We start from the raw sequence: 12302 nt of genomic DNA on the forward strand, positions 1-12302 counted from the left end.
CATTGTCCGCGCGTCCGACGGCCGACCGCCGTGGATGGAACGGCCCACCCGCATCGGGCAGATCGCCAAGGCGGTCGCCGTCGTCGTGGTCGTCCTCGCCGTCGCCTACCCGCTGGTCGGCGTCATCGGCACGAGCTTCGCCTCGCAGACCGACATCATCAAGAGCTCCGGTCTCGTCCTGTGGCCGGACCACCCCACCCTGGACGCCTACCGCACCATCTTCACCGGCGGAGTCGTCACCCGGGCGCTCGTCGTCTCCGTCGGCATCACCGTCTTCGGCACCCTCGCGAGCCTGCTCGTCACCGTCGGCATGGCGTACGGACTCTCCCGCCGCGACGTCACGGGCTCCCGGTTCATCCTGATGACGGCCCTGTTCACGATGCTGTTCAACGCCGGCATCATCCCGAACTTCCTGCTGGTCAAGGGACTCGGCCTGTACGACACCTACGCGGCCCTCGTCATGCCCACCCTGGTCAGCGCCTTCAACCTGGTCGTCCTGCGGTCCTTCTTCATGAACCTGCCGGAGGAGCTGTACGACGCCGCGAAGGTCGACGGCGCCGGAGACTTCCGCATCCTGGTGCGGATCGTCCTGCCGCTGTCCAAGGCCGTCCTCGCCGTGATCAGCCTCTTCTACGCGGTGACGTACTGGAACGCCTTCTTCAACGCGCTCCTGTACCTCAACGACTCTGACAAATGGCCGCTGCCGATGGTGCTGCGCACCTACGTCCTCCAGGGCCAGAGCCTGAACGCCGCCTCGGCGGGCGAGGTCCTCGCCCCGCAGCAGGCCGTACAGATGGCGGTCCTGGTGATCGCCGTCGTACCGATCCTCTGCGTCTACCCCTTCCTCCAGCGCTACTTCACCAAGGGCGTCCTCACCGGCGCCGTCAAGGGCTGAGCGCAGCCACCGCCCCCCACTCCTTCCGTCCCCTCTCCCAAGGAGATTCAGGTGTCGAGCTCCACCCCCATCAACCGCAGATCACTGTTCCGCATGGGTGCGGGCGTCGGCCTCTCACTGGCCGCCGCTCCGCTGCTCGCCGCCTGCGGCGACGGCGGCACGACCGCTAAGGCGGAGGCCAAGAGCGCCTCACTGCTGCCGGACACCGCGGTCCGCAACATCGGCCTCAAGCCCGACCTGGCGGGCACCGCCGCTGGTGTGCCACAGGGCTACTTCAGTTACCCGGCCAAGCCGCTGCGGGCCACGAAGAGCAACCCGCTCAAGGGCGCCCAACCGATCAGCGCGACGATGGAGACCTTCTCCCCGCCGCCGCCCGCCCGTGGCAAGAACGCTGCCTGGCAGGAGATCGAGAAGCTCCTCGGCGGCCAGGTGAACATCACGGCCGTCCCCGCCGACGACTACGGCACCAAGTTCTCCACCATGGTCGCGAGCGACAGCCTGCCCGATCTCTTCATGTACCCCGAGACCGGAGGCGTCGACAACAAGGCCGCCTTCCTCCAGGCCAAGTGCGCGGATCTGACCCCGTATCTCGCCGGGGACAAGGTCAAGGACTACCCGAACCTGGCCGCGATCCCGAAGGGCGCCTGGCAGTCCGCGATCTTCGGCGGAAAGCTGTACGGCATCCCGATCGCCCGCACCGGCACCGGCGGCGCCGGCTTCTACCGCCACGACCTGTTCGAAGAGGTCGGCGTCACGAGCCTCGACCAGATCACCGGCCTCGACAGGTTCGTCGAGCTCTGCAAGGAACTGACCCGGCCCAAGAAGGACCAGTACGCGATCATCGCGGGCGTCACCAACGTACTCGCCATGTCGGCGGGCGCGCCCTACTTCTGGCGACTGGACGAGAAAACGGGCAAGTTCACCACCGACCTGGAGACCCCGGAGTACCGCCAGGCCGTGGAGACCGCACGCGAGTTGTACAAGGCCGGCTGTTTCTACCCGGGCACCCTCCAGATGTCCGGGGCGCAGAAGGCCCAGTACACAGACATGTTCAAGAACGGCAAGGGCGCGTACGTGTACGACGGCATGCCCACCTATCTCGCACCCGGCGTCGGCTACATCGCCGCGATGAAGGCGATCGACACGAAGTACGACCCGAGGCCCTTCGTGCCGTTCGGCTCCACCGCCGTCTCCTGGATGGACAACGTCGCGCTCCAGAACACCCACATCAAGAAGGCGTCCGGGGACCGGGTCAAGGAAGTCCTGGCCCTCGCCGACTTCGCCGCGTCTCCGTTCGGCAGCCAGGAGTACACGCTCATCAACTACGGCGTCGAAGGCAAGGACTTCACCCGTGACGCCAAGGGCAACCCGGCGCTCACCAAGCAGGGCACCCAGGACGTCACCGTGCCGTGGAAGTTCATGGCCTCCGCCGTCCCCGCCATCTTCAGTGCCGACTCGGAGCAGGGCGTCCGTCACGTCCATGACGCCTTCACCAGGATGATCCCGATCATGGAGCAGGACCCGACGCTCCGGTACTCCTCGCCCACCTGGGACTCGAAGGGCTCCGGCAGCCTCTACACGCTCAAGCAGGACGCGCTCAAGGACATCATCGCCGGCCGCAAGCCCATGTCCGCCTACGACCGGCTCGTCAAGGACTACCTGGCCAAGGGCGGCGAGCAGGCCCGCGGTGAGTTCGAGGACGCCTTTCAGAAGGGGAAGAAGTGACGACGCGACGTTCGGCCCTCAGACTCGGCGGCGCGGCGGTGGCCGCGGCCGTCGCCGTACCGGTCCTCGGCTCGCCCGCCTCCGCGCGGTCGCACGGCTTCGACCCGAAGCCGGGCTCCGACGGCGTCGGAGACCCGCTCTTCCCGACCCTGGGCAACGGTGGATATCAGGTCGTGCACTACGACCTGACCTTCGACTTCACTCCGGTGACCTACGACTTCACCGCGACCGTGAAGATCAACGCCAAGGCCACCCAGGACCTCTCCGCGTTCAACCTGGACACCGACGGTCACACCATCGACTCCGTCACCGTTGCCGGGCGCCCTGCGACCTGGGTGTTGTCGCCCGGCCAGAGCGGTCAGGAGCTCACCGTCACCCCCGCCCGCCCGCTCCACGACGAGCAGGCGTTCACCGTCGAGGTCCGCTACCGGGGCAACGGCAAATCCCCCCGACTCGGCCTGACCGGCTGGAAGTTCGGCTCCGACGGCGGCTTCGCCTCCGCCGCCCAGTCCTCCCGCGCCGACACCTTCCTGCCCTGCAACGACACCCCGTCCGACAAGGCGACGTGGACCTTCCACATCAGCGCACCGCAGGGCTATGTCGCCACCGCCAACGGCGAGCTGCTCCACAAGACCCCGCGCGCCGACGGCTCCACCGTCTGGCACTTCGCCCTGCGCGAGCGCATGGCGACCGAACTCATCGGCATCGCCGTCGTCAAGGGCACGTATCTGTACGGCACCAGCCACCGAGGCCTGCCGCTGCGGCACATCGTCCCGCAGGGGCAGGAGGAGAAGTACGGTCCGATCGTGGCCCGTACCGCGGACCATCTGGCCTGGCTGGAGGCGAGGTTCGGCCGCTACCCGTTCTCCGTCTACGGCGTCCACATCTACGACGGCTACACCGACGCCCTGGAGAACCAGACTCTTTCCCTGTTCTCCACCAACTGGTTCAAACTCAACGCCAACGGTCAGCCGGGCTACGAGACCACCATGGTCCACGAACTGGTCCACCAGTGGTTCGGCGACTGGGTCACCCCGAACGACTGGCAGCAGGCCTGGCTCAACGAGGGCCCCGCCGTCTACTACGCCGGTCTGTACGGCGAGGAGCGCGGCTGGTCGGTCTTCGAGGACAAGATGAAGGCGACGTACGAGAAGCTCGACGCGGTCCGCGCCGCCGACGGCCCGCCCGGACTGCCCAAGGCGCTCGGCGGCACCAACATCTACGACGGTGGCGCTCTCGTCCTGTACGCCCTCAGTCTCAGGATCGGGCAGCGGAAGTTCGACAAGGTCATGCGGGAGTGGGTGAAGCGCTTCAAGGACTCCACCTACACCAGCGAAGCCTTCATCCGGCACACCGTCGACGTCGCCGGCGACACCTCCGTCGACCCTTTCCTGCGCGACTGGCTCTTCGGAGCCGTGAACCCGCCCATGCCCGGCCACCCCGACTGGAAGGCCTCCGCGTGAACCGCCGCCCTCTGAACGTCGTACGGACAACCGCCGCTGCCGCCACCGCTGCCGTCCTGGCCGCACTCCTCTGCGCCCCGGCCGCCCTGGCCGCACCCGGGGTCCGCACTCTCTACGCGGCCCCGGACGGACACGGCAGCTCCTGTACGGCCGCCCGCCCCTGCACCCCCGAAGGCGCCCGGGCCGAGGCCCGCACCGAGACCGGGCGCGATGTCCGCGTGCTCCTGAAGAACGGTACGTACCAGCGCGACGCCCCCCTGAAGCTCGGCGTCGCCGATTCCGGGAAGGACGGACACGCCGTCATCTGGACCGCGGCGCCGGGCGCCCGCCCTGTCCTCTCCGGCGGCCAGGACATCACCGGCTGGCGGCAGAACGCCGACGGCACCTGGACCGCCGACGTCCCGGTGGGCGTCACCCCCCGCCAGCTCTTCATCGATGGCCGGCGCGCGACCCGCGCCCGCGGCGCGGCCTGCGCGGCGAGCACCTGTGACGCCACCGGGACCGGCATGAGCGGCGCGAGCGCCACCGGCATCGCCGAGTGGCAGCACCCCACCGACGCCGAGGCCGTCATCCGGGTCCGCTGGCGCAACTACCACTGCCGGATCACGAACGTCAGCGGCGATGTCATGACCTTCGCCCAGCCCTGCTGGACCAACTCGGCGAGCGGCACCAACCGCACCGGACCGGCCTGGGACTCCACCGCGGTCGACTCCACCCGCTACAGCGGCGTCGCCTACTTCGAGAACGCCCGCGAACTCCTCGACGAACCGGGCGAGTTCGTGTGGAACTCGCAGGACCGCACCGTGACATACCTGCCGCGCAAGGGCGAGAACATGCGCCGCGCGCAGGCCGTCACCCCGCACACCGAGCAGCTGCTCGTCGTCGACGGTGCCCACGACCTCACCGTCAGCGGAATCGGGTTCGCCTACGCGGCGTACCGCCAGCCGGACACCGACGAGGGCTACGCGGGCATGCAGGCCGGTCTCACCCTGACCGGAGCCACCGGCCCTGTCGACCACGCGGGCCGTTTCTACACCAAGCCGTCCGCCGCGCTCACCGTCCACGGCGGCCGGCGCGTCAGCATCGACAACGCCCGGTTCAGCCGTCTCGGCGGGGCGGGCGCGATCCTCGAAGCGGGCACCAAGGACAGCTCACTGACCCACTCGACCTTCACCGACCTGTCCTCCGGCGCGGTGTACGTGGGCGATACCGAGCCGATGCCCGGGGCGGCGCTCGCGGGGGAGCGGAACACCGTCGCGTACAACACCATCAGCCACACCGGCGTCGAGTACACCGACTCGGTGGGGATCTGGGCCGGTTACGAGGCACAGCTGACCGTCGACCACAACAGCCTGGACCACCTCCCGTACTCCGGGATCTCGGTCGGCTGGGGCTGGAACCAGCCCGAGGCCCAGAGGTCCGTACTGCGCGACAACAAGGTGACCGACAACCGGATCACCGACGTCATGGAGGTCGCACAGGCACAGCACGACGGCGGCGCGATCTACACCCAGGGCGCCCAGCCGGGCACGGTCGTCTCCGGTAACTACATCAACCGTTCCGCCTTCGGTAACACCGAGCGCGACGGCAACGGCATCTACCTCGACGAACAGTCCTCGCACATCGTCGTCGAGCGGAACGTCATCACCCGCATCGGCTACAAGTGGGTCTCCAACTGGGCGGACTACGGCATCCAGAACACCGCGCGGGGCAACTGGACCGACACGGCCGCGCCGGCTCTCGGCGGCGAGGGATCGGTCATGACGGACAACCTGACCGGTCTGGACCGACTCCCGGCCGGAGCCCTCGCCGTCGCCGCGCGAGCGGGTGTACACGGCGGCGCGGTCGAGCAGCTGAGGACCGACCTGGCCCGTAGCGGTACCGCGACCCAGTCCTCCACCGAGGGCGCCGCCGGGGCGGCGCTCGCCCTGGACGCCGACACCAACACGGACACCCGCACGCTGTCGGAGGCGGGCGCCTGGTGGCAGGTCGACCTGGGCCGCGAACGACACATCCGGCAGATCGAGATCTGGAACAACTCCTCTTCCACGACGGCCGACTTCGATGTCGTCACGGACGACGGAACCGTCCACGTCAGCGGGAAGGCGCTGCGCCCGACCGTTCTGGATCTGGACAGCCGGACCCGCACGGTTCGGATCGTGACCTCCGGCACGGGCCGCGTGGCACTCTCCCAGGTGCTCGTCCACCCGTAAGGTCCGCCCTCCGTCGTCGGGCATCACGACGGACACCCCGGCACCCGGGCGCCGCCGGTCACCCGACCGGCGGCGTTCCCGTGCTTTCCCGCACCACCACCTCTCCCGCGACCCGTACCACCCGGGCCCGCCGACGCGCGGACTGCTCCCGTAGCGCCAGCGCGATCACGCCCTCGCCCATCGCGGTCAGCGGCAGCGCCACCGTGGTGAGTGCCGGTGACAGCTCCCGCACCAGCGGAATGTCGTCGAAGCCGGCGAGCGAGACATCCTCCGGTACCCGCAGCCCCACTTCCCGCAGCGCGGCGAGCGCACCGACCGCCATCACATCGGTGACCGCGAACACACAGGTCGGCCGCGGCCCGTCACCGACCAGCAGCGCGCGGGCCGCCGCGTACCCGCCATCACGGGTGAACGCGCCCTCCACGACCCGGTCGAGCCCGACCCCCGCCTCCGCGAGGCCTTCCCGGAAGCCGGTCAGCCGGTCCGAGACCGTGGTCAGCGCGGGCGGACCGGTGAGCACCGCGAATCTCCGGTGCCCGAGCGAGACCAGCCTCCGGGCGAGCGCGGCCGCCCCCGCCCGGTTCTCCGGCTGTACGGTGTCCACGCGCAGGCTGCGGTGCCGGCTGACGACGGCCACCCGGCCGCCGCCCCGTACGTACGGCTCCAGTTCGGCATCCAGGGCGCGCTCCCACGCCCGGTCCTGGAACCCGGAGCCGATGAGCAGGATCGCGCGGGCGCGCTGGGCCCGCAGCATCGAGACATAGGCGATCTCCCGGGCGGGTTCCCGGAAGGTGGAGGCCAGCATCACCAGCAGATCCTGCTCGGCCGCGGCGCGCATCACGCCACTCGACACGGCGGCGAAGTACGGATCACTGACGTCATGACAGATGACGCCCACCGTACGGTTGTTGGTCGAATTCGCGAGTGCCTGCGCATGGGCGTTGGGGATGTAATCGAGCCGCTCCGCCGCCGCCCGTACCCGCTCTCGCAGATCGTCGCGTACCCGGGTCGTGCCGTTGAGAGCGCGTGAGGCGGTGGCGGCGGACACCCCGGCCTCCCGGGCCACGGCGTCGAGCGTCACATGCGCCGCTGCGGGAAGACTGCCGCGCGGCTCCGGGCGGTGCGCTGTTCCCCGTTCACTCAACTCGACCCCCAAGGGCGCGGTGATGGAAGGCCCCGAAACTTGTCGACGACCTATTGACCGTGCGTGCAGGCAGTCATTAGCGTGGCGAAAACCTTATCAGAAAGCGCTTTCTGAAAGCGCCTTCTCATCATCGCAGGATCGCACAACTCTCCACAACTGCACCCGAAGCGGCGGGAGTTCACAGTGAGCCAGAGTGCGTTGACCAAAAGTCCCCCTGAAGCGGGGGGAGTTGTCCGGCGGGCCGGTCCCTCGGCGGGGGAGCGGTTCGCGCGGGCAGCCGAGCAGAGCTGGCGGCCCGTCGCCCTGCTGCTGGCCTGCTTCGCCGTCTGGTGGGTGATCTCGGCGGCGGAGCTGGTGAAGCCGTATCTCGTACCGTCACCCGGAGCGACCCTCGACGTCCTCACCGGCAAGGCCGGATATCTCTGGCAGCACACCTGGGTGACCACATACGAAACGCTGCTCGGCTTCCTGATCGCCGTGGCCGTCGGTGTACTGGCGGCGGTCGTCATGGTGTACTCCTCGACCGTCGAGCGCACGCTCTATCCCATTCTGCTGTTCGCCCAGGTCGTACCGAAGATCGCGATCGCGCCGCTGTTCGTCGTCTGGCTCGGTTTCGGTATCGGGCCGAAGATCCTCATCGCCGTGCTCATCGCCTTCTTTCCCGTCGTGATCTCCATGGTGACCGGCCTCAAGGCGGTCGACCCGGAGATGCTCCAGCTGTCGGCGACGATGGGCGCCAAGCCCTGGCAGACCTTCCTCAAGATCCGCTTCCCGGCCTCGCTCCCGCATCTCTTCTCCGGGCTCAAGGTCGCGGTCACCCTGGCGGTCACCGGTGCGGTCGTCGGTGAGTTCGTCGGCGCCAACGAGGGCCTGGGCTATGTGATCCTCCAGGCCAACGGCAATCTCGACACCCCGATGCTCTTCGCCGGGCTGCTCGTGATGTCACTCATCGGCGTCGTGCTCTTCGTCGCCGTGGAGATCGCCGAAATGCTGCTGCTCCCGTGGCACGCCAGCCGCCGGGACACCTCCGCCACCACCACCTACTGACTCCGCCGTACCGACTTCGTCGCGAGAAGGGCCAGCCCATGCATGCGCGCAGACTCCTGATCGGTGTCGTACCCCTCGTCCTGGTGGCCACGGCCTGCGGTGGCAACGACGCGTCGACCACCACGAGCGACTCGGGCAAGAAGCTGGACAAGGTCACGCTGACGCTCAACTGGTATCCGTACGGCGAACACGCGCCGTTCTACTACGGCAAGCAGCAGAAGATCTTCGAGAAGCACGGCATCGATCTGAACATCCAGGCGGGCCAGGGCTCGCAGAAGACGGTGCAGGCGACCGCCGCCGGTCAGACCGACTTCGGCTGGGCCGACACCCCGGCGCTGCTCGCGGGCGTCGACCAGGGCGTCCAGGTGAAGAGCCTCGGGGTCTTCCTCCAGACCACCCCGGCGTCGGTGCAGTCCTTCGACGCCGAGGGCATCGGGTCGCCCGCGGATCTCAAGGGAAAGACCATTGCGGGGACCGCCGGTGACGCGCTCTCCAAGACCTTCCCGATCTTCCTGAAGAAGAACGACCTCGACGCGTCGGACGTCAAGGTCCAGAACACCGATCCGGCCGGCAAGATCGCCGCGGTGATCTCCGGGAAGACCGACGGGCTCCTCGGCTACGCCAGCGACCAGGGCCCCACCATGCAGGAGAAGGCCAAGAAGAAGGTCTCGTATCTGCGTTTCTCCGAGAACGGCCTGAACTTCTACTCCAACGGTCTGCTCGCCGGACAGAAGATCCTCGCCACGAAGTCCGAACTCGCCGAACGCATGGTGCAGGCGGTCAGCGAGTCGTGGGCGGCCGCCGAGAAGGCCCCCGGGCCCGCGGTCGCGGCGATGGACGGAGCCTCGGAGCAACTGCCGCCGGCCACGGTCCTGGCCGAGCAGTTCAAGACGACGCTCACACTGCTGCACACCCCGTCCACCGAAGGGAAGGCGCCCGGAGTGAACGACGAGGCCGACTGGCAGCAGACCATCGACGTCTTCGCCGAGGCCGGCATGGTCAGCAAGCCGAAGGCCGTCGCGGAGTACTGGGACGAGAAGACGGCGCTGAAGGGATGACGATGCCGAAGCAGTACACGACGCCGACCAAGGCATCGGTTCCTGCCGCGGCGGCGGTCGGACTGTCCGATGTGGCGGTCCGGTTCCGCAGCAGGAAGCGCGACGTCACCGCGTTGCGCGAGGTCTCGCTCGATGTGGCGCCCGGTGAATTCGTGGCGATCGTCGGACCGTCAGGATGCGGCAAGTCGACCCTGCTCAAGCTGGTCGCCGGACTGCTGAAGCCGTCCTCGGGCGAGGTCCGGCTCGGCGGCGAGCAGGTCGACGGAGTGCGGCACGACATCGGTTACGTGTTCCAGCGCGCCGCCCTCCTGGAGTGGCGCTCGGCGCGCCGCAACATCCTGCTCCAGGCCGAGATCCGGAAGATGCCTCCGGCGCAGGCGCGCGGCCGGACCGACGAGCTGATCCGGATGACGGGCCTGGCCGGTTTCGAGGACGCGTATCCGCATGAGCTGTCGGGCGGAATGCAGCAGCGTGTGGCGTTGTGCCGGGCGCTGCTGCATGAACCCCCGGTGCTCTTGATGGACGAGCCGTTCGGCGCGCTCGACGCGCTCACCCGCGAGCAGATGAACATGGAGCTGAACCGCATCTGGCGAGAGACCCGCACCACTGTCCTGCTGGTCACCCACTCGATCTCTGAGGCCGTCTATCTGGCCGACCGCGTGGTGGTGATGAGCCCGCGCCCCGGCACGATCTCCGAGATCATCGAGGTGGGGCTGGACGCGGAACGGGAGTACAGCGAGACACTGGGCCGCCCGGAGTTCCGGGACGCGGCTGCCCACATCCGCGACCTGCTGGGTGCGGCTTCCGCGCACGACTGACGAGGTCCCCGGCCGCCGGACGGGCCCAAGGACCGGGCCCGTCCGGCGGCCCCGGACGACGTCGCGCGCAGTCCGGGGCCGCCGCTCCATGTGTCGGTCCGGTCCGCTCAGTACCCGGGCCGGTGCTCCCCGGCCCGCACCCACCCGGCCGGTCACCGGCGGAGGAACGCGCCGATGCGTTCCCGCAGGCCACGCGCGTCCAGGCCGTGGGCGGCGAGGTGCTCGTCCATCTGCCCGTACTTGCGCAGCTCGGTCCGCCCCACCCCGAGGCCCAGCACGCGGTGGGGCAGCTCCACGAGCGCGTCATTGACGGCGGCGGTGGACGTGCCCGCCAGATACGGCTCGACGATCACCACATCGGCGGCCCCGCGGCCACCGGCCGCCCGGCGCAGCCCCGCCCCGTCGAACGGGCGGACCGTCGTCGCGTACAGCACGGAGATGTCGAGGCCCTCGGTCGCCGCGAGGACGTTGTCGAGCATCGGCCCGACCGCGATCACCACCCCGCCGGTCCCTTCGCGCACTGTGAGGAGCCCGGCCCCCGCGCCGACCGGTCGGGCGCGGTCGTTGGACTGCAGCGACAGCCGCACATACACCCGGCCGTCCCCGGCAGCGGCCTGCCGCAGCAGCGCCTCGGCCTCGTCGGGGTGGCCCGGCACCTGAATGGTCCAGCCGTCGAGGGTGTCCAGGAGGGCGACATCACCCGGTGCCATGTGGGTGAAGCCGCCGGCCGGCCAGTCGTACGAAGCTCCGGCGCTCACCAGCACCCCGCCCACTCCCTGGTGTCCGAAGTCCAGCTTGACCTGCTCGAACGGCCGCTCCACGAGAAAACTGGCGAAGGTGTGCACGATCGGTCGCAGCCCGGTGAGGGCGATCCCGGCCCCCGCGCCGACCAGCAGCTGTTCCCTGATGCCCACATTGACGACCCGGTCCGGATGAGCCCGCTCGGCCCCTTCGAAACCGTCCCGGCTGATCTCGGCCAGTACCAGCGCGAGGCGGGGGTCCTCGTCCAGCAGCTGCGATGTGGTCGAGATGAAGCGGTCACGCATCGTGTCCATGTGAAGTGTCCCTCTCCGATTTCGTCGGTGCGCGTCTTCGGTCCTCGCCCGACGCGTTCAGTCCTTGGGGGCGACCCGCGCGACGACGGCGCGCGGCCGTCCGGGATGGGCGGCCGTGAAAGCCGCGTGGAGCGCCTCGTGGTCCCGGCCGTCGACGGACCCGACCGACCAGCCGGCAGCCTCGAACCGGGCCGCGATCCCGCCGGGCCGGCCGTAGGACGCCGACGCGTTGTCGATCACCACGGTGTGCAGCTGCTCCAGCCCGGCCGGGCCCGCGTAGGCGAGCGCCTCGTGGTTGCTGCCCTCGTCCAGTTCGGCGTCCCCGATCAGCACCCACACCCGGGGGTCGGTCAGCCCCTGCGCCCGCAGGCCGAGCACGCTCCCCACGGCCAGCGGGAGCCCGTGCCCCAGTGACCCGCTGCCGATCTCGACCCCCGGCACCAGCGTGCGGTCCGGATGGTGCCCGAGCGGCGAGTCGTACGAACCGAAGCCGGGCAGCAGCTCCTCGTCGAAGAAGCCGTGCGCGGCCAGGACCGCGTAGTACGCCATCGGCCCGTGCCCCTTGGACAGCAGGAAGCGGTCGCGGTCGGGTGCGTCGACGGTGCCCGGCGTCACCCGCAGCACCCGGTCGTAGAGCACCCAGAGGGCGTCCAGGGTGGAGGTCGCGGCGGGGCCGTGCTTCTCGTCCCCCGTCATCAGGCCCATCAGCCGGTTCATGTCGCCGTAGTCGGCCGTCGGTGCGGCAGTCGTCCTCGTCATGGGTCCAGCGTGAAACATCAAGCTCGGTTGAGCTTGGCTTTAAACCCCACCAAGATCATTTCTTGGTGGGGTTTGTCGTTCGCCTGACAGCTGGGCGGCCTCTGCTTGATCATGTGTTTCCGCCA

General features: G+C 69.2%; 10 protein-coding genes. 7 read left to right on the forward strand and 3 right to left on the reverse strand.

What is annotated here, in order from left to right:
* The first annotated feature begins 34 nt into the window (after positions 1-34).
* Genes ACF1B9_RS34630 through ACF1B9_RS34645 form a run of 4 tightly spaced genes read left to right on the forward strand, consistent with a single transcriptional unit; the run spans position 35 to position 6296 of the window.
* Complete coding sequence (locus ACF1B9_RS34630; RefSeq protein ID WP_391746484.1) at positions 35-895, forward strand: carbohydrate ABC transporter permease; 861 nt, start codon at positions 35-37, stop codon at positions 893-895.
* A gap of 51 nt (positions 896-946) precedes the next feature.
* Positions 947-2620 (forward strand): extracellular solute-binding protein, encoded by a 1674-nt coding sequence (locus ACF1B9_RS34635; RefSeq protein WP_391746437.1) that lies wholly within the window; start codon positions 947-949, stop codon positions 2618-2620.
* Positions 2617-4083: a M1 family metallopeptidase gene (locus tag ACF1B9_RS34640; RefSeq protein WP_391746436.1), complete on the forward strand. Its 1467-nt coding sequence runs from the start codon at positions 2617-2619 to the stop codon at positions 4081-4083. Before ACF1B9_RS34635 ends, ACF1B9_RS34640 begins: the two co-directional genes overlap by 4 nt.
* Positions 4080-6296 carry a right-handed parallel beta-helix repeat-containing protein gene (locus ACF1B9_RS34645; protein WP_391746435.1) on the forward strand — a complete coding sequence of 739 codons (2217 nt, stop codon included), beginning with the start codon at positions 4080-4082 and terminating at the stop codon, positions 6294-6296. The genes ACF1B9_RS34640 and ACF1B9_RS34645 overlap by 4 nt, the downstream gene beginning before the upstream one ends.
* 58 nt (positions 6297-6354) lie before the next feature.
* Here ACF1B9_RS34645 and ACF1B9_RS34650 read toward each other — a convergent pair whose 3' ends face one another.
* The gene (locus ACF1B9_RS34650) at positions 6355-7377 is read right to left on the reverse strand and encodes a LacI family DNA-binding transcriptional regulator (protein ID WP_391746483.1); all 1023 of its coding nucleotides are present in this window, start codon (positions 7375-7377) and stop codon (positions 6355-6357) included.
* Between the two features lie 246 nt (positions 7378-7623).
* Here ACF1B9_RS34650 and ACF1B9_RS34655 point away from each other — a divergent pair, with 246 nt between their 5' ends.
* The 3 genes from ACF1B9_RS34655 to ACF1B9_RS34665 are packed head-to-tail and all read left to right on the forward strand — an operon-like array spanning position 7624 to position 10363.
* Positions 7624-8487, forward strand: a complete 864-nt coding sequence (locus ACF1B9_RS34655; protein ID WP_391746434.1) for an ABC transporter permease — start codon at positions 7624-7626, stop codon at positions 8485-8487.
* Positions 8488-8525: 38 nt separating this feature from the next.
* Complete coding sequence (locus ACF1B9_RS34660; protein ID WP_391746433.1) at positions 8526-9545, forward strand: ABC transporter substrate-binding protein; 1020 nt, start codon at positions 8526-8528, stop codon at positions 9543-9545.
* A complete protein-coding gene (locus tag ACF1B9_RS34665; RefSeq protein WP_391746432.1) occupies positions 9542-10363 on the forward strand; it encodes an ABC transporter ATP-binding protein in 822 nt (273 codons plus the stop codon). The genes ACF1B9_RS34660 and ACF1B9_RS34665 overlap by 4 nt, the downstream gene beginning before the upstream one ends.
* Positions 10364-10515: 152 nt before the next feature.
* On the opposite strand, the gene ACF1B9_RS34670 is transcribed toward ACF1B9_RS34665, so the two are convergent.
* Positions 10516-11418 (reverse strand): transketolase family protein, encoded by a 903-nt coding sequence (locus ACF1B9_RS34670; RefSeq protein WP_391746431.1) that lies wholly within the window; start codon positions 11416-11418, stop codon positions 10516-10518.
* A 57-nt stretch (positions 11419-11475) separates the two neighbouring features.
* Entirely contained in the window at positions 11476-12177 is a 702-nt protein-coding gene (locus tag ACF1B9_RS34675) for a transketolase (RefSeq protein ID WP_391746430.1), read from the reverse strand.
* Between the last annotated feature and the right edge of the window lie 125 nt (positions 12178-12302).

Origin of the sequence: Streptomyces sp. NPDC014727, from assembly GCF_043083485.1 — a bacterium.
Taxonomy (GTDB): Bacteria; Actinomycetota; Actinomycetes; order Streptomycetales; family Streptomycetaceae; genus Streptomyces.

Bases quoted from the DNA above. Each gene is read 5' to 3' on its own strand.
- ACF1B9_RS34630 (WP_391746484.1), top strand. From the start codon at position 35: ATGGAACGGCCCACCCGCATCGGGCAGATCGCCAAGGCGGTCGCCGTC.
- ACF1B9_RS34660 (WP_391746433.1), top strand. From the start codon at position 8,526: ATGCATGCGCGCAGACTCCTGATCGGTGTCGTACCCCTCGTCCTGGTG.
- ACF1B9_RS34665 (WP_391746432.1), top strand. From the start codon at position 9,542: ATGACGATGCCGAAGCAGTACACGACGCCGACCAAGGCATCGGTTCCT.
- ACF1B9_RS34670 (WP_391746431.1), bottom strand. From the start codon at position 11,418: ATGGACACGATGCGTGACCGCTTCATCTCGACCACATCGCAGCTGCTG.
- ACF1B9_RS34675 (WP_391746430.1), bottom strand. From the start codon at position 12,177: ATGACGAGGACGACTGCCGCACCGACGGCCGACTACGGCGACATGAAC.